The sequence below is a fragment of the Microbacterium lushaniae genome (assembly GCF_008727775.1).
Taxonomy (GTDB): domain Bacteria; phylum Actinomycetota; class Actinomycetes; order Actinomycetales; family Microbacteriaceae; genus Microbacterium; species Microbacterium lushaniae.
The window spans coordinates 3,147,795-3,169,883 of the sequence record NZ_CP044232.1 but is presented as its reverse complement, the minus strand read 5'-3'; the positions used below and the strand labels follow the sequence as shown (position 1 = coordinate 3,169,883).

The following is a 22,089-nucleotide window of genomic DNA, read 5'->3' as shown; positions in this document are numbered from 1 at the left end:
AGCGATTCTGACTCTCTCTGAACGTCGTCGAACGTGACTGCGAACCGCGTCGAATCAAGGTGGATCACCATGAGCGACCCTGGGCGCTCGTCCCTGGGCCGGGTTCGAATCCCTCCGTCTCCGCCAAGAATCCCAGATGGATTGCTATTTTTGTAGCGCCTTGCGTCCCTTTTGAGTCCGGAGTGAGACGCGAATAGGCGCGGTTGCTGGCCCCGGGTGGCGTCCGCTGCGACGCAGCTATGAAGCGGCCGGTTTGGCACCCTCATCGGGCGCGTCTGCGGGCACGGTATCCGAGCACCTCGGTCGCGATTGTTATGAGTCACCCCATGAGAAGTGGGGCGCGCGGAAGCGGACCGGGCTTCGGGCAGGCCTTATCGAACAACGGGCTCGAACCCGCTACTCGCTCGTAGCGGTCACTGACCCTGGTTTCGTGCTCGTGGGGTCACGCCATACTGAGCGCATGTCGCTTCACCGTGGAATCGTCAGGCCAGGTCAGGATCCCACCGGGCGAGGAAGAGTCAACGTCCGGATCCCCGACGTGAGTACCCATGCGCAGTGGGCGGAGCTGCTAATCCCCTTGGGCGGCGCAGGCGCCGTGGCTCCGGGAGAAGGCGATGGCGTGTGGGTCATGTACGAAGGCGGCAACTCCGCAACTCCCGTCATCATCGGACACGTGCGAGAGCCCTCACTCATCACGGCGGTTGAGCTCGGTGCGGAGCTGGGCCACGACGACGGCCAGCGACCAGGCCGCAGGGTGCGTCAGTACCTGCGCAGACGCTACCCGGATCACAAGCCGAACTCACGCTGGCTCCTGACGGCCGAGCAAGCCAACGACGTCCGCGAGCACTTCCGCGCGCGCTGATGGTCGTCAACGGATAGCTCGTTGGTATCGGAACCGTCGCTCGATCAGCGACCGGCTTCCGGGCGGGACGCCGGCGCGGTTTAATCGCGAAGGGGACGCTGGGTGCCAGCCGTCAATCTTGGATGAAGGAATGCAGAGTCGACATCAGTTGGGTCTTCTGCGAGCCGATCCAGAAGAGGTGACTTGGGGAACTGAGTTCGACGAGGTCGGCGTCGGGGATGACGCGCGCGAAGTCCTCCGCATGGGTGAACGACACCCCACCGTCGCTTCTGGAGGCCGTCACCATGGTCGGGCACTTTACGGCTGACATCGCCTTACGCCGCGCGTCAGCCCCGCGGGGATGCGCTTGGCGCAGGTCATTCGTGAAGCCGGAATCCGAGCGCATGGCACGGAACAGGCTCTGGGCCTCATCCTTGTCGGCCACACTCATCTGATCCCACCACTGGCTGGTGGGGAGGTTCGATAGCTGGGACAACATCATTCGTAACCCGGCGTCGGACCGCACGACACTTCGCACCAAGCCCCAGACCGCACCCTGAAAGAGAGGCGAGAACACCACCGGGCCGAGGAGCGCCTCTGCGCGGGTGTCGGGGTATTGCTTGGTCGAGGGCGCGCAACTGTGAAGAATCAGGCGCTGCACGCTCGGCCCGCCGCCAGCAGCGACGTGCACCGCCTGCAGTCCCCCGAACGAAACCCCCACAGAGGCAGCGACCGATGAAATCCCGAGCTGTTCACACACCTCCCCCACCAGAGGGGTGAACTCCGCAGCGGTGAGCCGGCCAACCCGGGTACCGCCATAGCCGGGACGTGAGAACGAGACCACCTCGTGGCCCAACCCGGCATACAAGCTCCGCCCGCAGTCCGTGGCCGCGCGGCAATGACCACCGGGGAAGAACAGCACCGCTGACCTGTCCCCGGGCACGTGCAGGATCTCCACCGCCCCTGCGCTCGTCGAAACGAGCCGCGTGCCCACCATCGCCCCAGTGTGGCGGTGTTCGAGACTGCGCGGTAGTCGACCGGCTAAGGGGCTGCTGGCGTCTGCACTAAAGCAGGACGTAGTGAGCGATCGGGCGAGATCGGCAGTGTTCGACTACCGCAAGCGGCCGCCCAACCCAGCGCAACTTCACGCTCACGTGAGGGTTTTCGTGGATGTGGGGATGTCGGAGAAGACAATCTCCATGAGCGGGCTCCCGGCCATCCAGTCCTCGACGTGCTGGGGCTGTCGAACGATGGCGGGATTGTGGGGTTGGTTGAAGTCGTCGACGATGTACTCGAAGATTGGCTGCCTCTGCGCGGGATCGGTGACTGGCAGGGCGGTCGCCCGAAGGTCGGCACGGATGCCGTGTTTGAGATGGAAGAGGAACTCGGGGTTGGCCAGCAGGTTCGAGTACCAGTCGCGGCGTGCGGGGGTGCTGCTGAGGTACCACCGGCCATAGACGCGATGGAACCAAATCTCGATCCGGCGAGGCTTCCCTGACCGGGCACCGATGGTGGTGATGTCGACGGTGCGCTGCCAGGCCGTGGAATCACGGCTGATGTTCAGCGCGCTCAGGATCTCGGTGGTGGTGGGCATGATTTCCCCTCGTGCCTCGCATCCTCCGCCGTGGACCGATCCAGGGCGGAGGATGGTGTGTGGTTAGACCGTGAGGTCCCATTCGGCGGCCTGCGCTTCACGGGTCTCGTGCTCCATCGACGGCGGGAACACGTTGCGGTATGTGGTGATCTCGCCGGTGATGACCTTGACGATCACGTCGACCATGTTCTGCGGGTCTTCCTGCCCGACCAGGGTGAACGGCGGTTCCCAACCCGGCAGGATGGCCGTCTCTGGGTCATACCAATAGGTGGATGCCTCGAGCGCGGTGTCGTTGAAGCCGGTCAGGTAGAACCCGGGCTGCACCGTAGCCACACTGATCCCCTTGGGCTTCAGCTCCTCGCGCAGAGTCGCGGCAATTGCTTCAATGGCGTATTTCGTCGCGCTGTACGCGCCGCCGAAGGGTGGAGTCTGCAGGCCGGCGTCCGAGGAGTTGAACACGATCTTTCCACTGCCCCGCGCGGCCATCCGTCGGATGAAGCCCTTAGTCAGTTCCATCGGGGCGAACACGTTCGACTCGAAATTCGCCCGAAGGCGGGACATCGGGAGGTCCGTCAGCGTTCCGCTGTGGGCGACGCCGGCGTTGTTGAACAAGACGTCGATGTCGTAACGGAGGGCGTGAGCGACATCAATCTCGTCGAACAGGTCGAGCTTGATGACCTCGATGTTTTCCAGACCTGCTGCCGCGATCTCCTGACGCAGCTGCCAGGCCTGCGGCCAGATCTGCACGCCAGCGATCACCCGATATCCGAGGCGCGCGAGATCGAGTGCGGTCAGGCGGCCGAAGCCGCTGCCTGCTCCGGTAATAAGAACGGTCTCCATGATGTTCCTCAACCCTCAAAAACTACTAACTGGTTCGTATGCGAACGTAGCTCTCGCCGGCCATCATGTCAACGGACTAGTTAGTAGTTATGCTGAGCGGATGACGACGACGACCAAGGGTGAAGCCACGATGCGGCGAATCCTCGACGCCGCCTCCACGGAATTCGCCCGCTATGGGATCGCCGGAGCGCGGGTGGACCGGATCGCTGCCGCCGCGAACTCCAACAAGGCCCAGATGTACAGCTACTTCGGCAACAAGGACGCGCTCTTCGACGCGGTCTATGCCGAGCACATCGGTTGGATGATCAATTCCGTTCCGCTTCGCGGAGACGACCTGCCGGGCTATGCGGCTGAGTTGTACGACGCGTACCTCGCCCACCCGGAAATCGTCCGACTCACCACCTGGGCACGCCTTGAACGCCACCCAGTCGGCGACCTCTACAACGACGGCAACGACCACAACCGGGGAAAGACCGACGCGATCCGGGAAGGCCAGAGGTCCGGCAACATCGACCCCGAGCTCGACGCCGATGACATCCTCTCGATCGTTACAGCCATGTCGATGGCATGGTCCCCGGCCAGCGCGCTCGTCGCAGCCAGCGCGGACGAACCCGGAACGGTGCACGCACGCCGCAAGAGCGCTCTCGTAGTGACGGTGCGCGGGGCGTTCTCCGGGCACCGTCGCTAACGAGGACGGCACACAGGCAACCGCAAACTTGTGGTCGGATAACCGTCACATAGCGGTGAACGCAGGGTGGACGGCGCGCGCCATCCCATCACTTGCCTCGCTGGCCGATCCCTTCAGAAGCGGTTCCCAGACAACCGGCGGTCAACCAGCGAATGGGAGGGGACCGGCGAGCTGTTCCGTGAGGGCGATGCTTTCGAAGAGCCGGGCCCTGCTCAGATTTTCCACGCCTCCAGAGCCTCCCTAGGGGAGAGGGAGCTTATAGGCGTAGATGCAGTCGAAATCAGCCGGGCTCGTGAGTGCTCCGTATGCCCGCGCCGCTTCCTCGTACGGTCGGGAATCGAGGATGTGGGCCCCGATAACGAGCTGATGGAGAACTCTGCCCGGGAACCCGCTGTGTTCTCGGCTTTGTACGACCGTCACGCCACAGCTGTCTATCGCTACGTCGCGCAGCGACTCGGGGACGATGCCGCTGACGACGTCATGTCCGAAACGTTCTTAATCGCTTTCGAGCGGCGAGCCTCGTGCGACCCAGCCGCTCTCAAGGCGCGTCCATGGTAGCTGGGCATCGCCACCGGTCTGATGCGCAAGCACACGAGGTTGGAAGCGATTGCGTGGAGGGGCATGTCTGCCGACCTCGCCGCTCAGATCGGTCCCGACCTGATCGACCAAGCGGGCGCGCTGCTGAACAACGGCCCGGTTCGGCTGCGTGGTGCAGCACGGTCCGGCTCGGAAAAAGGGTTGCGTTCGGCTCGCGTGGATGCGTAATGTGCATTTGTAGCGGTCTCTTACATTTCCCACCCAAGGAGTAGCAGCGATGAACCAACTGAATAAACGTCGGCGCATCACGGGTCCAGTCGCTGCTGCGACCGGGCTCATGTTCGTGCTCACTGCCTGCGGTGGCTCTGGCGAAACGGGCGAGAGTGCCGACGCTGACGCGCTGACCATTGCGATTTCGTCGAGCCCGAGCGCGGACGCGCTCCAGTCCATTGCGAAGGACTTCGAGGCCGAGACCGGCGTCGCGATCGAGTTCGTGGACATCCCGTACGACCAGCTCGCATCGCAGGTCCTCCTGGGTGCGAGACAGTCGGGACAGGGTTTCGACATCGTTCAGTACGACAGCCCCATGCTCGCGGCTCTGGCGGAAGCGGGCGCGTTGGCAGACATCTCCGACCGGATCGACTCGTCGAGCGAATACGATGCTGCAGACTTCTCCGAGCAGGTGAACGAGTACGGGCAGTACGGCGGTAAGAGCTTTGGTGTTCCGCTCTCCACCGAGCCATACGTGCTCTGGTACCGAAGTGACCTCTTTGAGGAACTCGGCCTGACGCCCGAGCCGAACTGGGAGACCTACACCGCAAATGCCCGCGCACTCGAAGCGTCCGGTATCGACGGCAATGGCTCAGGCTTCGGAGCCCAGATCGGCGGGTACTACTGGCTCGAGTCGATCTACCTGCACGGTGGAGCGCTGCTCGACCCCGAGACCTGTTCGCCGACGCTGGACTCCCCGGAGGCGCTTGCTGCGACGGAGGCGTACCTCGGCCTTCTCGACACGACGCCCGCGTCGGTGGTGAACGGGGGCGGTAATGAGATGACTGCGGCGTTCGCTCAGGACCAGGTCGCACAGCAGATCAACGCAACGGGCTACTGGTCCACGATCAACGACTCGGCCGAGTCGTCGGTTGCCGGCAAGGGCGCGATGGCGATTCCCCCGATGACGGAGGACGGAAGCACGCTGATGTTCGGGTGGTTGATCGGAGTCGGCGAGCAGTCCGCGGCGAAGGATACTGCCTGGGAGTTCCTCGAGTTCGCTCTCGGAAAGGACGGCACCCGCCGCCTCATCGAAGAGGGCGCCCCGCCGCCGGCACGCCAGTCTCTGCTTGACGACCCCGCTGTCCTCGACGAACTGCCGTACCTTCCGACCCTCATCGAGGCGTCCGAGCGAGGCGGCCACCTTCCCTACATCACTCAGATGCCCGAGATCATCACCGCACTCTCCGTCAGCCTCAACGAAGCCGCGTCCGACGAGACGTCCGCAAACGAGCTTGTTGCGTCGGCACAGGCCCAGGTTGAGTCCATCGTGGCGGGCCTCACCGAGTGCGGCTGACCCTCGTTGATTCCCGCGCCGGCGTGGGCGTTCCTTCAGGAAAGGGGCGCCCACGCAGGGCACGCGAATCCCGTGATCGGTGGACGGGACTGGCCTTCACCGCGCCTGCACTGATTCTGCTGCTCTTCGCTGTGGGCGTACCTCTCGTACTAGCCGTCGTGGCCTCGCTGACCGACGAGAACCTCGTGTCGGCCCGACCGCGCGAGGGCGTCGGCTTCCTGAATTATCTGACCGAAGTCTTCACGGCCGACTTCGTGTCGGCGCTCATGGTCACGGTCGGGGTCATTGTTCTCAGCGTTGTCATCCAGTTGCCCATCGGTCTCGGCCTCGCATTGTTGCTCGTTCGACCGCTCATGGGAAAGGCAGCACTTCGCACCTTCATTACTCTGCCGATGATGCTCACCCCAATGGCAGTCGGCCTGATGTGGCGCTTTCTCGTCGACCCGGACCTGGGCGCCATCCGATGGTTCGCCTCCCTCGTCGACGAGACGTGGCAGCCCAATATCCTCGGAAATCCCGTCGGCGCCCTCGGCCTCATTGTCACGGTGAATTCGTGGATCAACATCCCCTTCGTCACGCTGCTCATGCTGGCGGCGCTGCTCGGGGTTCCCGGTGATCTCTACGAAGCTGCAGCCATCGACGGAGCGGGCTGGTGGCGCACGCTGCTGAAGATCACCGTGCCGTCGATCGCGCCGGTTCTCGCCGTGTGCGCAGCGCTTCGCGTCGCCGCCGACTTCCGGATGTTCGACCTCGTCTTCACGATTACCCGCGGCGGGCCTGGCAGTAGCACGGTGAATCTCTCGATGCTCGCGTACCAGGAATCCATGGTCAACTTCCAGATCGGACGAGCGTGCGCGATCGCAGTAGCGATGGCCGTGATCGCCATGCCCTTCTATTGGTTCTTCAACAGAATGATGCGGGAATGAGCCGGACCGGGACGAGGCGAACTCGCGTCGGCAAGGCGCTTCGGGTCGTCGCCCTCGTGATCGCTGCGTGTGCCGCGCTCTCGCCCGTGCTGTGGACAGCGCTGACCTCGCTGAAGACCAACAGGGAGGCGCAGTCGTACCCTCCCACTCTGCTTCCCGAGCGGCCCATCTGGAGCAATTACACGGATCTGATCACGTCGGGCGCGTTCTTGAACTCGCTAGGCACCTCCGCGGTCGTCACGCTGCTTGCGACCCTTCTGACGATGGCAGCAGCGTTTCCGTGCGCGTACGCGCTCGTGCGCCTGCGGCCGCGCGGCCGCCCCCTCCTCGTGCTGCTCATCGTATTGGCGCAGGCAGTCCCGGGCATCGTCTTCCTGATTCCGCTGTACTCGGTCGTCGCGGCCGCGGGGCTCTACGACACGACGCTCCTGCTGGTGATCACCTATGCCGCCTTCCTGACGCCTTTTGCGACACTCGTGCTCGCCTCCTTCATCCGGAGCGTGCCCATGGAGATCGAGGAGGCAGCCATGGTGGATGGGTGCAACAGGCTCTCGCTCCTCTTGCGCATCGTGCTGCCGGTCTCACGTGCAGGATTGTCGAGCGCGATGGTCTTCACGGCGCTCTTCGCGTGGAACGAGTTCCTAATCCCCATCATCATGAGCGGGCGAAACACGCGCACGCTCACAGTGCATGTGTCCACCTTCGTGGGTCAGCAGAACATCGAGTGGGGGCCGCTCTGTGCGGCCGTCATGATCGTGCTGATTCCGGCCGTCGCGGTCGTCCTCTTTCTGCAACGGCATCTTGTAGCCGGACTCACTGCAGGATCGATCAAGTGATCCCGCTTACCCTCACGGAAAGGCATGCACCATGTCCACACTTGTGATCGTTGGTTGCGGAGTGATGGGAAGGGCCTACGCGGAAACCCTTTTGCGGAGCAACCTCCGCTGGCGCACTCGGCTTGTCGGCGTTTGCGACAGCAATCCGGAAGCGGCTGAGGCGCTGGCGCGTGAAACGGGTGCGCGGGCATTCACCGATGTCGCCGAGATGCTGAGAGTCACCGAGCCGGAGGCCGCGTACATCGCTGTGCCGGATCACCTTCACGCGGATCCGTTCTTCGCCTGCATAGAGGCCGGTATCCCGGTACTCGTAGAGAAGCCGCTTTCGACGGACCCCGGGACGGCCAGAGCAATGCGCTCGGCGTCGATAGATGCGGGCGTGTACGCCGAATGCAACTTCACCAACCGTTCCAATCCCGTTTTCACCACCGTCAAGAGCGCAATCGATCGCGGGGAAGTGGGCGAGGTTATCGGGATCAACTCTCGTCTGAGCAATTCCATCCAGTACCCGACTTCTCTTCTGCGCTGGGCCGCCGACACGTCGTCTGGCTGGTTCCTGCTCAGCCACGTTTTCGATCTGACCACGTGGTTGACGGGCGCGCGGGCCGCGGAGGTCACTGCCACCGGTATCCGGCGGGTGCTCAAGTCACGGGGAGTGGACACCTATGACCTCATTCACGCTCTGGTGCGTTACGACCGGGAAATGAGTGGCCTGTACGAATCGTCTTGGACTCTCCCGGACTCATTACCCTCCGCGGTCGATTTCACCTTCGAAGTCCTCGGCACGGATGGTGCCATCTACGTGGACACGTCCGACCAGATGGTTCACGTAGCGGGACGAACGAGCTACACGAAGCCCGGCACGAACAATTGGACCGAGGCTCGTCTGAGCCAGTTCCTCGACCATGTCGAAGGCAGCGCTCGTCCAGACGACCCGCTGGGGGAGGCGCTTGACAACACCCTCCTGCTCGTCGCCCTGCACGAAGCGCTCGAGACTGGTGGCGCCGTTGCGGTCGCCCACCGTGACGACGCGTTGCTGCCGACCACGTTGAGCGAGAGGTGAACGGGATGACCTCTGCATCCTCCGACGGTCCTGCGCTTGCCGCCATCGCCGACGATCTGCTGTCTCCTGCTCGCGCGGTCGCGGCGCAGGAGGTCGACACGATCGCCCGAGTCGCCCTCCGGTTCGCCGAGATTTTCGAACGTGGCCGTCGCGTCTATGGATTCGGGGCTGGCCACTCCAAGGCGGTCGCCGATGAGTTGTGCTATCGGGCCGGAGGCCTCCCGGGTTTCACGTCGATGAATCTCGACGATCTGCGAACGGAACCGCGGCCGGCTCACCTTCAGCTGTCCGACTCGATGCCCGAGCGTGATCCTGCGAACGGCCCGGCACTGCTCGAACTGTTCGCAGTCGGTGCGGGAGATGGCCTGCTCATCGCATCCCAGAGTGGCCGAAACGGAGCCATCGTCGAGATGGCACGGGTCGCGAGGGAGCGGGGGGTTTACGTCGTCGCCGTTGTTTCTCGTGCCCACAGCGACGCGTCGGTGTCCCGTCATCCGGGGGGCGGACGACTCATCGACTATTCGGATGAGACCATAGATAATCACGGGCCGCTCGGTGACGCCGTGATACGTCTGCCGAACGGCGCAGCCACCGGCTCCGCCTCGACCATCTCCGGCGCGCTCATCGCCCAACTTCTGACCGTCGCGACGGCCCGCGCGCTCCTCCTGCGCGGGCAGGACCCGGGAATCATCCCGAGTGCCAACGTTGACCGCTCGAGCGCGGGATGACGCGAGCAGGAGCGGTCGTTGACGTGGGGGGAACGAAGGTCGTTTCCGCGTCGTCGGCGAGCCCCGAGAACTCTCGACGTTGGGCGACGGACGTGGAGCACGGCGCCGACGCGTTGGCCGACCAGATCTCCGACGCTCTTCGCTTCTGGGAGATTCGTGCAGGAGAACGCGCAGTGGTCGCAAGCGCAGGGTACCTGGACGTCGGGTTGGGGCGGGTCCGTCGGGCGTCGAACCTCCCTTTCATCGATTACCCGCTGCGTGACCGCTTGCGCGAATTGCTCGGCTGCCGCGTCGAGCTGGTCGGGGACGCCACCGCCGCGACCGTCGCTGAGTTGACCCACCGCTCGCGCCGCGCTCATGAGAACGGCCTGTACGTGACGATCTCGACCGGAATCGGCATGGGAGTCGTCCGGGAGCGTCGTCTGGACTGGTTAGCCGGAAACGGCGACCGTGAACTCGGCCATGTCCGGGTTGATCAGGCGCCCGATGCTGAGATCTGCGGCTGTGGCAGACGCGGTTGCCTCGAGGCGTATGGATCCGGTTCGAGCATCGTGCGTCGCTACGCGGAACTCAGCCGGATCGACGCTGTTCCGCTCACCTCGCCGGACGAACTGACCGTGAGTGATGTCGTCAGAGCCTGCGATGCGGGAGACGTGCGTGCGCGCACGGTGATCGGCGATGCGCTCGGCTATCTCACCACGGCCATCGCCAATGCCTCGCGAGAATCGGAGGCGAGCGTCTTGGTGTTGGGGGGAGGAGTTATGGTCCATGCCGGTCTCTTTGAGCCGCTTCGGCAGCGGCTCCTCGTTGAGACGGGCAGCCGCATATCAATCGAAAGGTCGCTCTTCGGTGAGCACAGCGTCCTTCATGGAGCGGCGGCGATCTGCGAGCGTGACTCTGAGGTGGTTCGAGCTCTCGGCGAAGACTGGGTAGGGGATCGATGACCTCCCCTCTCCTCGTCGGCGCAGCCAGCGCCGTAATCACCCCCGGACCGGGGCGTATCATGGGCGGCTACGCCGCGCGCGCCTCAGGGGCGACGGGAACGCTCGACGACCTGGAGTGCCGGGTTGTCGTCCTAGAAAAGGACCTCGACACACTCGTGATCGTCGCGTTGGATCTTCTCTACGTGCCTGTCGCGCTGACTCTGCTGATCGCGGACGGCATTTCCGAGCGGTTGAACGTACCGCCCGAGGCGGTGATGGTGACTGCCACACACACTCACTGCGGTCCGGCAATAGGCCCCACCCCGACAACGCCGCAGTCTACGAGCGGGTCTCGGATGCCGCTGTGCTCTCAGCCGCGCGCGCCCGGGACGGGGCGCTGCATGCGGTGCTGGTGCGCGGAGAATTCTCGGCACCAGGCCTAGCGCGAAGCCGTCGAGATCCCGCCGCACCGGTAGACGATTCTGGTTCCGTCCTGTCAGCCGTCGCGCCGACAGGCGAGCTCATCGCGACTCTGGTTAGCTTCGCCTGTCACCCCACCCTCTTGACAGCGGACAATCTTGAGTATTCGCGCGACTACCCGGGCGTCGTTCGCGACACCGTCGAGGAGTTCTGCGGCGGCACCGCGATATTCCTTCAAGGCTTTGCCGGCGACGTGAACCCCGTCTTCCAAGATCACTCGGCGCGTGACATGCAGCTATTCGGAAAGCAGATCGGGGCCGCTGCAGCTTCCGCCGCGCTTTCCGGCCTCCGTTATGCCCAGCCCGCCTTCACCATGAACTTGAGCAGGGACGCCGTGTTGCCGGTGCGCGACGGGTCGCCATCGGTAATGCTGCCGGTAGACCGGATGAGCGCGACCATCGCACATGTTGACGTGGACGCGAAGCCTATCGTCGGCCCGGATGCCAGCCGGCGTGCGTTGGAGGTGGCCCTAGCCGCAGAGATCAGTGCCCGCTCCGAGGGGGAGCGGGAGCGTGCAGTTGCTGTGAGACAGGCCTGCTGGATCGACGATCTGATGGCGTCGCACAGCCCGGTACTCGGTATCGACTTCCCACGCGGAGGCCACAATACCCTGCCTGTTCAGGTGTTCCGAGTGGGACCCATGCTGCAGATCATCGCGCTTCCGGGCGAACCGCATATCTCCACAGCACGTAGTCTTCGCGCCAGGGTGGGAGACACCGCCCTCCTCGTGGGTTATGCCAACGCGGCGCCGAGCTATCTGCCCCCTGCGGAAGCCTTCGCCGAGCACGGCTACGAGGTAGGGAGCACGCGATACGCCCTCGGCACCGTCGAGCGACTCGCAGATGCCGCAGTACGGCTCGCGTTCGCCCCAACAGAGGCGACGAGTGACACGATAGGCGGACTGTGACCAGTGCAACCGACTTGCCCGGCCGTGTCGTGTCCCTCGGCCCGCGCACGCGCAGCGGCCTTCTGTCAACGACGGACGTGGCAGGGGCCAATCAGGCCGTCGTCCTCCAGTCGCTGGCCGACCACGGCCCGCTCTCTCGCGCGGAACTCGCTCGGCTCAGCGGCGTGACTCGCGCAAGCATCGGTGGCGTCGTCGCGGGGCTCCTGGAGCAGGGGCGTCTCGAGGAACTGCCGGTGAAGTCCACCCCTGGTCGGGCTGGTAAGCCCTCCCGCCCGCTGTGGTTCCGCGCCGTGGGCCACTTCGGTGCCGTGGTCATCCAGCCGGGCGGGATCGACGTCGCAGTCATAGACATGCAAGGGAACATCATTACCCATGAGTGCAGCCCACTCCCCACCCAATCGGACGGGTTCGACGATGCGGCCTTGGAGGTCATAAGCGCAACGCTGTCCACGGCCGAGGCGGGACTCGCCGCGATCGGTCTCACCATCCCCGCCTTCTTCAATCCCGACGGCGACATCGTAGCCTCCACGACTCTGCCCCCTCTTGTGGGCTCTCAGCTGCCCACTCAGCTGGCGGATGCCTTCAACACGACGGTCGTTCTGGAGGACGACGCACGCGCACTCGCCCTCGGTCAGCGCTGGTTCGGTCAGGCTCGGGGAGAACGGGAGTTCACGGCCCTGCAGATCGGTGAAGGAATTGGCGCCGGCATCATGCTCGACGGGCGGCTACACCGCGGTCCGCTAATCGGCTCTGAGATCGGACACACGGTGGTGGACCTGAACGGCGAGCGCTGCCACTGCGGTCTCATCGGGTGTTGGGAGACGATCGCCTCCCTGCGGTGGCTGCGCGGTCGATCGGCGTTCGCGGAGTTGAGCGTCGGACACGAAATGACACCGCGACTCCTCGCGGAACTCGACCGGTCCGGCGACGAAGTCGCGCGGCAGATCATCGACGAGTACGCCGACCATGTCGCCGTCGGTGTGGTCAATCTGTTCCACACGCTTTCCGTGCCCCTCTTCATCCTGCATGGGGACGTTGTGGGCGCCGGTGACCGCTTCCTCGCCCAGCTGCGCGCCCGGGTCGCAATTCGCGCGATGCCTGCGCTGAAGTCTGCTCCGGAGATCCGCTTCGATGAGAATGGCGCCCAGTCAGCGGTTCTCGGTGCGGCAGCCGCAGCAACGACGTTCTCGCTCGGGGTCACGCTCTGACCTAGCCTGAGTACGACAAGCGCGATCGTGGCCAAATCGCCGATGTCGTTGCGTAGGAAGTGCGTAAACCTGAACGACTCCCGACATAGCTGAACGTCACAGAATGGGACCGCGAGCTGCATCGAATCAACGCGAACATCGCTGAGCCCGACGCCAGATGCGAGGTGGGGTTCAAATCCCTCCGTGTCCGCAGAAAATCCCCCGATAAGCGGGGTTTGGATTTGGCGTTGTTACCGGTCGACCCCGTCAGATGGATCGTGCAGGCCCCAGGTGACGTCGGCCGATTCTGCCGCTTCTGCGTCGGCGAGACGCTGGAGATGGGCGCGGCCGTGGCCCTCGCCGAGGAAATGCGTATAGACAGCGCGCACAATCCGCGGATCGTCTCCTAGGTACTCGGCGACTTCGTGTGGGAGTGCCAAGCCGCAGCCAACGGGACGCCGCGTGGTCGCGAAGCGCGTGGCGACGAAAACTGAGGGAATACCTCCGGATCGTTGAGACAATGAGTTGCTGCAGACCGATCGCCCGCAGATTGACTACAGAATCCCGATGTCTCACGGAGGAGACGCCACCTCGGAGAACGCGCAGACTGCACAGCGACTGCGGGACTTCAGGCCGGGCCGCTAATTCGCTCTGCGGCGGACTGCAACGAACAAAGCGCAGAATGGCTTGCCCTTCGCCAGCAGCTTCGGTCACCGGAGGCGGCCGGGCGGAGGAACTCCTCGTGCGACAGGTACTCATGCTTCGAATGTGACTCCTTCGGCAGGTCGGTACGACCCGCTCGTGCGGGATCGTGGCGGAGGCGGTCGTCTTGCACCGCGTCGTCCAGGATCGCGGCGAGTACGCCAAACGTCCTGATCGTCACCGTGGCGCCGGCGATTGAGGACAGTCCGCGACCCACGCGCGAACGTCGGTGTGCCGGATGTCGCCGACGCGCCACTTGCCCGCCGGGGAGGACCGGGAGTCACCACGCCGCGTCGATAGAACGCGTATCCACGCTGGCGGGAAGGGCACGCCCCTGTGCGACCATGGTGCCGTGGCGGTCCGGTATGTGAGCGATCTGGCGAGGGCGAATTGGAGCTCGCTCATCTCTGGCGTGGTGGGAGTCGCTGTAGCCGTGCTCATCGTGCTCTCGCGCAACGACCCCGCCGAGCGCGACCCGGCAACAGTGCTCATCGCGTTCTATCTCGTGGCATGGCCGGCGTTCGTGGCGATCTATCTGGCGTGGACGCATGTCGTCTATGCTCAACGCGGTCCGAGGGGCCTCGCGACGGTGGCCCGCCAAGAGACTCGATCCCTGCGACGCTGGTGGACCCGCATCCTCGGGTACGGTGGCGCCTCGAACTGGGCCCTGATCGGCGCGCTGGTCGCCGTCATGCTGACCATCGTCGTCGCTCAGAACCCGGCGTTCCAGGGGGATTGGCTGTTCATCCTCCTCGGTCTTCTCACGGTCGCCAGCTCATGGGCGCTGATGGTCTACTCCTTCGCGCTCGAGTATCTTCGCCTGGCCTCAACGCACGAAGACGACGACGTCCCCGTCGCTGTCAACGTCGACGGCGATGCGCGCTTCACCGACTATCTGACCCTCGCGATCCTGGTCTCCACCATGGCGGCGACGGTGTCGGCGACGATCCGCTCACGTCGAGCGTGGACGCTCGTCCGTATCAACGTCCTCTTCGCCTTCACGTTCAACACTGTGATCGTCGCGATGATGGTGTCGCTGCTGTTCGGCGGGATTCTCGGCTGACGGTCGCTCCGTGGGTCAACACGTTGGGATCATCTTCGACGCCGCGCTGCACGTGGACGTCAACGCCGCGTACGATCGCTCGGCGGGCGTCGGAACGGTGACGACGCTGCTGCCCGCCGTCATGATTGTCCTCGCGCCCGCGGTGGTGTGGGTGCGAACCCGGCGCACAGGGCCGGCGCGGACACCCAACGCCGGGTCGCGCACCGGGGCGGGTCAAGTCCTGTTGAGTCGCCGATGGCGGGAGCGCGCCGCTGTGGAAGCGCTACATGGAGGGCATCACCCGCCGAGAGATCGCCCACATCGAGCAGGCTGCCGAGGCGGGATGACCGCGCAGGACGAAGAAGCCCGGACCCCTTGCAGGTCCGGGCTTCTTCGCATATCCGTGCTGGGGCGTCAAGCCACGGTCTCGGTGATCACGTGGCGCTCGACTCCGATCGTGACGCGGGTCACGAGGGCCGCGACGGCACCGACGGCCACGAGGACCGGAGCCAGGAAGAGGCCGACCGTGGCCACAGCGACGCCGGCCGTGAGTGGCACTTCGAGGATGGTCTCCCCGGTATCGCGCTTGACGAAGAGGCGGCTGACGTTGCCCTCACGAACGATCTCGCGAACGCGGGTGACCGCGTCCTCGGCATCGACTTCGAACTCCTCGTACGCCTTGTGGCTGTTCTCGCTCATGAGAGTGTTCCCTTCTCTTTTTCGACCGGCTCATCCGGCCGTGTCAGGACACTAGGCATCTGCATCGCAGCCGCGCCTCCACCCGTGGTGTCGATCAGCGTGGTCCGCGGTATGCCCCTCCGCAGTACCGATGGGTGACGTGCGCGGCGCCCGCGCGGTCGTACCGTTTCGACATCACGCCGCAGCGACCGAGACGGACTCGAAGGATGACAATCATGACCGACACCCCAGCATCGCTGAGCTCCGATGCCTCGACACGGCTCCTGAGCCCGCTGCGGGCGGCCCGGGCCATCGGCCCCGAGGCTCTCGAGTACGCCGTCCACGGTCTTGTGCTCTTCGTTGCCGTCGTCGGTGCGACGTTCGTCGCCGACTATCCCGCGTGGAAGATGCTGATCTACTCCTCGAGCGCTGTCGTCCTCTTCTGGTGCGCACACGTCTACTCGGCAGTCCTCGCCGACCAGCACACCCCCAGCGCCACGGTGCCGACCGGCATCGCGACGGTGTGGCATGAGATGAGGCGTCACATCCCCCTTCTCGAGGCGTGCATCGCTCCCGCCATCCCCCTCGTCCTCGCAGTGATCGGGGTGCTGCCCTCGCCGATGGCATACGCACTGAGCCTCACAACCGGGATTGTCACGCTCGCTATCGTCGGTTTCCTGTCTCTGCGTAACCGCTACGCTTCGATGCGGCGCTCGCTGTTCGCGGCAGTGACGACCGCGGGCTTCGGCGCCGGAATCATCGCCGCCGAGACCTTCCTGCACTGATCCGCCGAGACATTGCGCCCACTCGCAGGCGCAATGTCCCGCCGGCAGCTGCCTCACCATACGGCGGTACGGGGCCGAGACCCACGACCGGGTGATGACGCGGCACGAGATCGGCCGTAGCGTAACGGCGAAGGCCGCTCTGCCGGCCGGAGAGGGCGATCGTGACCAGCGCGACGAACACGAGAGCGGCCGGGCACCAATCGAATGTGGAACTGCCGTTCTGGGCTTGGTGCACGGCTGTCGCATTCTGCACGACACTGTTCACCGCCGCGGTTCCGATCACGACCGCGGTCTACGACGTTCCCCTTCTGGTGGCCTTCGCGATCTGCACCGTTCAGTCCGGCTCGCTGATTCTCACGATCTTCCGGCCGCTCGTCGGCGCCGCTGTGCATCTCGCCTCCATCGTCGCGCTCGCCCTCGCGACGCGCGGCTTTTCCGAAGGGCCGTGGCCGCTGCCCGTCACCGGACTGATCTCGCTGGGCGCCCTCATCCTCCTTCTCGGGATCCGCGAACGCTGGATCGTGTCGCTGACCGTGTGGTGGGTGAGCATCGTCGTGCTCGCCGCGGTGATCGCCGCGTCCCCCGCGCAGTATGCCTCACCCGATCAGTGGGGCAGCAATCTGATCATCTACAGCAGCTACACGGTCACCGTTCTGGCTGCGGCGATCGCCGTGGGCCAGAGAGCCCGCATTCGCAGTGATCTCGCACGAGCACGCCGCGATATCGAACTCGAGCACGCGCAGCGCCTGTACGTCGAGGAACGCGGGCGCATCGCGCGCGAGCTGCACGACGTCGTCGCCCACAGCATGTCCATCATCCACATGCAGGCGATCTCCGCACCCTTCCGCCTCCGGGACGCCGCGCCGTCTGCCATCGAGGAGGAGTTCACCGACATCGCCCGCTCCGCGCGCACGGCGTTGTCCGAGATGAGGCATCTCCTGGGCGCTCTCCGCTCGGGCGACGAGGATGCCGACCTGCTACCGCAGCCCCAGCTCACCGAGCTGTCCGAACTCGCGCAGTCTGCGTCGCGCGCCGGAACCGATGTCGAGATGGTCACGGATCCCCGCGCGTTCACAGCCAGCTCCCTCGTGCAGCTGACCGCATACCGCATCGTCCAAGAAGCCCTCAGCAATGTCGTGCGACATGCTGCGGGCGCTCCGACGACGGTGAGAGTGAGCGTCGGCGAGGAATCGGTTCTCATCGAGGTGCGCAACGTCGGACCCGGACGCGTGACCGGCGCCGCGGCCGGAATGCCGATCGTCGACCGAGGCGGCCAGGGATTGCGGGGCATGCGAGAACGCGTGAGCCTCCTAGGAGGACACGTGACGACCGGGCCGACGCCCGACGGCGGCTACCTGGTGACTGCCGTCCTCCCCGCCGCGATCGAAAGCCGAGTGGAGACGCCATGACCGTCCGGGTGCTCATCGTGGACGACCAGCCGATGTACCGGGCGGGGATGTCCGCCATCCTCGGGGCAGCGGACGGCATCGCCGTCGTCGGCGAGGCGGGGGACGGCGAGGAAGCGCTCGTGCGGAACCGCGTGCTTCATCCCGACGTCGTGCTGATGGACGTGCGCATGCCGAAGATGAACGGAATCGACGCAACCCGTCAGTTGACGCGCCCCGCGGGGACCGCGAACATTCCGCGCGTGGTCATGCTCACGACGTTCGATATCGACGAGTACGTTTACGCGGCGCTTGAGGCCGGCGCCAGCGGCTTCCTGTTGAAGGACGCCGACGCCCACGAGCTCACCTCCGCGGTGCACATCGTCGCGGGAGGCGATTCCCTCCTATCCCCGCGCGTGACCCGCCGACTCATCGAGGACTTCGTCGCGAGCAAGCCGACCGGATTGCAGTCCACGACCGTCTTCAACAGCCTCACCGACCGTGAGCGCGAGGTGTTCCTGCTGATCGCCACCGGGCGGTCGAACGCCGAGATCGGCAAGGAGCTGTTCATGGCGGAACAGACCGCGAAAAGCCATGTCAGCCGCATCCTGTCCAAGCTGCACCTGCGCGACCGTATCCACGCCGTGATGCTCGCCTACGACACCGGGCTCGTCAGGCCCGGTGCGTCCGGCTGACGATCGCCGGAGCCCCTACCCGCGTACGGGGAAAGACCACCCGTCGGGTGAGGACCCACCCGGCATTCTGCTCGTACCTTCGGGGAACTGTCGCAGGGAGCGGCCAAGACCCGAGCAGGGGGAGCATGATGACCAGCACGACCGGTAGCACGACGAACGACAGGCGCGACACGTTCGGGCGCCGCCACCGCAAAGGCCTCATGATCACCGGCATCGTTGCGGCCGGGCTGGTCGTCGGGAGCCTCGGTTCGTATGGCGTGCTCCGCTCCATCCCGCCGGAGTTCCCCCTCGTCTACTCCGAGACCATCGAGCCGGGCGCGACCGAGGGGGTCAGGGTGGCCGACCCGGCGATCGCGCTCACCTTCGCGCGGGTAGCCACGGCCGCCGGTCCCGCCGTCCTCGCCGTCACCGACTACTCCGGCGGCGAGATCACCGGGATCGATATCAGTGCCGCCACCGGCACCGCTCACACCGAGCCGATCACCGCCTTCAACGCGCTCGGCTACGAGACGCTCCACGGCATCGCGACCGACGCGTCGCAACCCGCGGTCACGGTGGAGGCCTCCGCGGTGCTCACGGCGATCGAGACGCACAAGCACCATGTCGGGACCGGAACCAACTACGTCGAGCATCAGGAGGAGACCACCATCCACGAGCCCTACCTCTTCCCCAAGATGGGGGCGATCACCGATTCGAACGAGCCGCTGGCCGCCGGCGTCGGGGGACTGCTCGACTATGAGGTCGAACTCGGCCTCGTCGCGATGCACGACATCACCGCGGAGACCGGCATCCCCGAGTACATGGGCCTCATGCTCACCAACGACTGGACCGACCGCGAGCTTCTCGTCAGCCAGATCGAGCCTGACAACCTGACCGACGCGGCCGGCTTCACCAACGCGAAGAGCCAGCCCGGCTTCTTCAGCACCGGCGACCTGTTCGTGATCCCCGCCGACTGGCAGACCTTCTACCGGGAGCTCGAGCTGGACCTCTTCGTCAACGGCGACCTGCGCCAGCGCGCCCACCCCGTCGACATGGTCTGGGACGCGGCCACTCTGATCGAGCGGACCCTCGCCATCGGCGACCGCACGTGGGACAGCGACGGCGTGCAGACTCCGCTCACCGCGGCGCCCGGCGTGATCAGCCGGGGCACCATCATCCAGAGCGGGACGCCGGAGGGCGTGATCTATCGCGCCCCCGACACCCGCCAGCGTGTCCTGGGGTTCATGGAATACGTCGCCAGCTTCGGCACCAACGCCGATTCCATCGTCGACTCCGCTTTGAAGGTCTACGTTCGCGACGCCCACGCGGCCGGGGTGTACCTGCAGCCCGGCGACACGATCGTCACGCGCGCGGAGAGACTCGGCCAGATCTTCACGGACATCGTCGCCGGCGAGCGCTCCGAGACCGAAGACCTGAACTGGCCCTCGGTCGGTGCGGACGCGGGAGGCCTCAGCCCCGGAGCGCGAGGGTGAACGGGAGGACCCCGGTCGCCCCGGCTCGGCGCAGCTCACGCGCCGCGACCGTCACCGTCCACCTGCTGTCGACGAGGTCGTCGACGAGCAGCACGGGACCGGTCGGAACGGCCAGAGCGGCCGCGCTGAACCGCTCCCAGACCCCGGCAAGCCGGAAGGCGCTGTTGCCGCCGGGCCCGCCGCTGGGCCCGCCCTCCACCGCGTCCAAGGCTCCCAGCATCGGCATCCGCCCAATGTCGGCGATTCCGCGCGCCAGGGAGTCCACGAGCTGCGGCCTCGATCGGGAGGGCATCGCCACCACGGCGACCGGACGCTCGGCCCACCCCCAGTCGGCCAGCACTCGGACGCAGGCGGCGAGCACGTTCGGCGGGATCGGGCTGTCCGCGGCGCCCGCCGCGAACATCTCGCGCAGGGTTCCACCCCATCCGAGGTCGGTCAGCCGGGCAAGCGCCCTGCCTTCGTCGGCCTGCTCCTCAGCGAGGATGCGGCCACGAACGGGCACGCCGAGCCGGTCGGCGCCGGTCGGCCACTGTCGCCTCGGTTCGAGCGGCACGCCGACACGGTCGAGGGCGGCGGATGCAGCTTCTGTGGCGTCGTCGCCGATCGCGGTGGGAAACCACGCTCCGGCGCAGTTGTCACAGCGTCCGCACGGCCTCGCGGTGTCGTCGTCCAGGGAGCGCTGCAGAAACTCCATGCGGCACGAGGTGGTCTCCTCGTACTCGATCATGTGCTGCTGCTCGGCGACGCGTTCCGCAGCGATCCGTCGGTAGCGGTCCTCGTCGTACGTCCACGGTCGGCCGGTCGCGATCCATCCGCCCCGCACACGGGCGACCGCCCCGTCGACATCCAGCACCTTCAGCAGCAGCTCCAGCGGCGTGCGCCGGATGTCGACCATGGCCTCCAGGGACGGCGTCGACAGCGGGCTTCCCGCGGCCGAAAGGGCCGAGAGCACGCGCTCGGCCCGGTCTCGGTCGGGCATCGCCGCGGTCGCGAAGTAGTGCCAGATGTCGCGATCTTCGACGCCGGGAAGGAGGAGCACATCGGCGGAGGCGGTCGCGCGCCCTGCGCGGCCGACCTGCTGGTAGTACGACACCGGCGATGAGGGAGCACCGAGATGGATGACGAACCCGAGGTCGGGTTTGTCGAATCCCATGCCCAGAGCGCTGGTGGCGACGAGGGCTTTGACCCGGTTGTCCTTCAAGAGCGACTCGGACTCTTCGCGTTCGTCCGGATCGGTCTGACCGGTATACGCACGCACCTCGTACCCGCGGTCGCGCAGCAGCCGGGCCGTGTCGTTGGCCGCCGCAACGGTGAGCGTGTAGATGATTCCGGAGCCGGGGAGCTCGCCGAGATGGCTGAGAAGCCACGCGAGTCGGGTCGGCGCGTTCGGCAGGCGGAGCACGCCGAGCCGCAGCGACGTGCGAGCGAGGGCCCCGCGGATGATGAGGACCTCGGATGAGCCGGTGCTCTCGTCGGGCACGCCGAGCTGCTCGGCGACGTCCGCCACGACGCGGCTGTTGGCGGTCGCGGTCGTCGCCAGCACCGGGACGCCCGCGGGTATGCGCGCGATGAGGTCGCGAAGTCGTCGATAGTCGGGGCGGAAGTCGTGACCCCAGTCGCTGATGCAATGTGCCTCGTCGACGACGAGAAGCCCGATCCTCGCCACCAGCTGCGGCAATTGCTCGTCGCGGAACGATGGGTTGTTGAGCCGCTCGGGAGAGACCAGCAGCACGTCGACCTCGTCACGGTCGAGCTGCGCAAGCACATCAGTCCACTCGTGCGCGTTCGTCGAATTGATCGCGACTGCCCGCACACCCGCTCGCTGCGCCGCGGCGATCTGGTCGCGCATGAGCGCCAGGAGGGGTGAGACCAGCACGGTGGGCCCTGCGCCGCGCCGGCGCAGGAGCAGGGTCGCGACGAAGTAGACCGCCGACTTCCCCCACCCGGTGCGCTGCACGACGAGCGCGCGGCGGTGACCGTCGACGAGGGCATCGATGGCCTCGAACTGGCCGTCGTGGAAGTCGGCGTCGTCGCGCCCGACGAGAGCGCGCAGCACATCGAGTGCCTCTGTCCGCGTGGGCGTCGTCAAGGTCATGCCCTCAACCCTGCCTCATGTCACCGACGTGGTGCCCGGCCGCCCTCAGCGCCAGCGGCCCGCGCCCCACGAAGAACTGGGTAGGTTCGGATGCGTCGTGGTGGCGCTACCGCGCCGG

22 protein-coding genes are annotated in these 22,089 nt (G+C 65.9%); 17 read left to right on the top strand and 5 right to left on the bottom strand.

What is annotated here, in order from left to right; translation table 11 throughout:
- Positions 1–460 precede the first annotated feature (460 nt).
- Complete coding sequence (locus tag F6J85_RS18190; RefSeq protein ID WP_275094051.1) at positions 461–862, top strand: phage baseplate assembly protein V; 402 nt, start codon at positions 461–463, stop codon at positions 860–862.
- Between the two features lie 112 nt (positions 863–974).
- On the opposite strand, the gene F6J85_RS15340 is transcribed toward F6J85_RS18190, so the two are convergent.
- The 3 genes from F6J85_RS15340 to F6J85_RS15330 form a co-directional block, all read right to left on the bottom strand.
- Positions 975–1,838, bottom strand: coding sequence for an alpha/beta fold hydrolase (locus tag F6J85_RS15340; RefSeq protein ID WP_150926363.1), 864 nt, complete (start codon positions 1,836–1,838; stop codon positions 975–977).
- A 153-nt stretch (positions 1,839–1,991) separates the two neighbouring features.
- Complete coding sequence (locus F6J85_RS15335) at positions 1,992–2,435, bottom strand: nitroreductase/quinone reductase family protein (protein ID WP_150926361.1); 444 nt, start codon at positions 2,433–2,435, stop codon at positions 1,992–1,994.
- Positions 2,436–2,498: 63 nt separating this feature from the next.
- Entirely contained in the window at positions 2,499–3,275 is a 777-nt protein-coding gene (locus F6J85_RS15330; protein ID WP_202980839.1) for an SDR family oxidoreductase, read from the bottom strand.
- Between the two features lie 100 nt (positions 3,276–3,375).
- Between F6J85_RS15330 and F6J85_RS15325 the strand changes: the two genes are divergently transcribed.
- From F6J85_RS15325 to F6J85_RS15275, 12 genes are all read left to right on the top strand, one after another.
- Positions 3,376–3,963, top strand: a complete 588-nt coding sequence (locus F6J85_RS15325; RefSeq protein WP_150926359.1) for a TetR/AcrR family transcriptional regulator — start codon at positions 3,376–3,378, stop codon at positions 3,961–3,963.
- Positions 3,964–4,329: 366 nt separating this feature from the next.
- On the top strand, positions 4,330–4,521 hold the full coding sequence (locus F6J85_RS15320) for a sigma factor (protein WP_150926357.1): 192 nt from the start codon (positions 4,330–4,332) through the stop codon (positions 4,519–4,521).
- Between the two features lie 63 nt (positions 4,522–4,584).
- On the top strand, positions 4,585–4,728 hold the full coding sequence (locus F6J85_RS17775) for a hypothetical protein (protein ID WP_191906651.1): 144 nt from the start codon (positions 4,585–4,587) through the stop codon (positions 4,726–4,728).
- 49 nt (positions 4,729–4,777) lie between these two features.
- Positions 4,778–6,067: an ABC transporter substrate-binding protein gene (locus tag F6J85_RS15315; RefSeq protein WP_150926355.1), complete on the top strand. Its 1,290-nt coding sequence runs from the start codon at positions 4,778–4,780 to the stop codon at positions 6,065–6,067.
- Between the two features lie 158 nt (positions 6,068–6,225).
- The gene (locus F6J85_RS15310) at positions 6,226–6,993 is read left to right on the top strand and encodes a carbohydrate ABC transporter permease (protein WP_150926353.1); all 768 of its coding nucleotides are present in this window, start codon (positions 6,226–6,228) and stop codon (positions 6,991–6,993) included.
- Complete coding sequence (locus F6J85_RS15305; protein ID WP_150926351.1) at positions 6,990–7,829, top strand: carbohydrate ABC transporter permease; 840 nt, start codon at positions 6,990–6,992, stop codon at positions 7,827–7,829. Before F6J85_RS15310 ends, F6J85_RS15305 begins: the two co-directional genes overlap by 4 nt.
- Positions 7,830–7,860: 31 nt before the next feature.
- Positions 7,861–8,892 (top strand): Gfo/Idh/MocA family protein, encoded by a 1,032-nt coding sequence (locus F6J85_RS15300; protein ID WP_150926349.1) that lies wholly within the window; start codon positions 7,861–7,863, stop codon positions 8,890–8,892.
- 5 nt (positions 8,893–8,897) lie between these two features.
- The gene (locus tag F6J85_RS15295) at positions 8,898–9,620 is read left to right on the top strand and encodes a sugar isomerase domain-containing protein (RefSeq protein WP_150926347.1); all 723 of its coding nucleotides are present in this window, start codon (positions 8,898–8,900) and stop codon (positions 9,618–9,620) included.
- Positions 9,617–10,564, top strand: a complete 948-nt coding sequence (locus F6J85_RS15290) for an ROK family protein (RefSeq protein ID WP_150926345.1) — start codon at positions 9,617–9,619, stop codon at positions 10,562–10,564. The genes F6J85_RS15295 and F6J85_RS15290 overlap by 4 nt, the downstream gene beginning before the upstream one ends.
- Before the next feature lie 343 nt (positions 10,565–10,907).
- Positions 10,908–11,930 (top strand): hypothetical protein, encoded by a 1,023-nt coding sequence (locus F6J85_RS15285; RefSeq protein WP_150926343.1) that lies wholly within the window; start codon positions 10,908–10,910, stop codon positions 11,928–11,930.
- Positions 11,927–13,138 carry an ROK family transcriptional regulator gene (locus F6J85_RS15280; protein WP_150926341.1) on the top strand — a complete coding sequence of 404 codons (1,212 nt, stop codon included), beginning with the start codon at positions 11,927–11,929 and terminating at the stop codon, positions 13,136–13,138. The genes F6J85_RS15285 and F6J85_RS15280 overlap by 4 nt, the downstream gene beginning before the upstream one ends.
- Positions 13,139–14,171: 1,033 nt before the next feature.
- Entirely contained in the window at positions 14,172–14,882 is a 711-nt protein-coding gene (locus F6J85_RS15275) for a DUF1345 domain-containing protein (protein ID WP_191906649.1), read from the top strand.
- Positions 14,883–15,275: 393 nt separating this feature from the next.
- Here the strand turns inward: F6J85_RS15275 and F6J85_RS15270 are convergent, their stop codons facing one another.
- Positions 15,276–15,560 carry a DUF4342 domain-containing protein gene (locus F6J85_RS15270; protein WP_150926338.1) on the bottom strand — a complete coding sequence of 95 codons (285 nt, stop codon included), beginning with the start codon at positions 15,558–15,560 and terminating at the stop codon, positions 15,276–15,278.
- A gap of 215 nt (positions 15,561–15,775) precedes the next feature.
- Here F6J85_RS15270 and F6J85_RS15265 point away from each other — a divergent pair, with 215 nt between their 5' ends.
- The 4 genes from F6J85_RS15265 (at position 15,776) to F6J85_RS15250 (ending at position 19,876) form a co-directional block, all read left to right on the top strand.
- On the top strand, positions 15,776–16,324 hold the full coding sequence (locus F6J85_RS15265) for a hypothetical protein (RefSeq protein WP_150926336.1): 549 nt from the start codon (positions 15,776–15,778) through the stop codon (positions 16,322–16,324).
- Positions 16,325–16,485: 161 nt separating this feature from the next.
- Entirely contained in the window at positions 16,486–17,733 is a 1,248-nt protein-coding gene (locus F6J85_RS15260; protein WP_150926334.1) for a sensor histidine kinase, read from the top strand.
- The gene (locus tag F6J85_RS15255) at positions 17,730–18,404 is read left to right on the top strand and encodes a response regulator (RefSeq protein ID WP_150926331.1); all 675 of its coding nucleotides are present in this window, start codon (positions 17,730–17,732) and stop codon (positions 18,402–18,404) included. Before F6J85_RS15260 ends, F6J85_RS15255 begins: the two co-directional genes overlap by 4 nt.
- Positions 18,405–18,532: 128 nt before the next feature.
- Positions 18,533–19,876, top strand: coding sequence for a fumarylacetoacetate hydrolase family protein (locus F6J85_RS15250; protein ID WP_191906648.1), 1,344 nt, complete (start codon positions 18,533–18,535; stop codon positions 19,874–19,876).
- Here F6J85_RS15250 and F6J85_RS15245 read toward each other — a convergent pair.
- A complete protein-coding gene (locus F6J85_RS15245; RefSeq protein WP_150926328.1) occupies positions 19,854–21,971 on the bottom strand; it encodes a RecQ family ATP-dependent DNA helicase in 2,118 nt (705 codons plus the stop codon). The genes F6J85_RS15250 and F6J85_RS15245 overlap by 23 nt on opposite strands.
- Positions 21,972–22,089 lie beyond the last annotated feature (118 nt).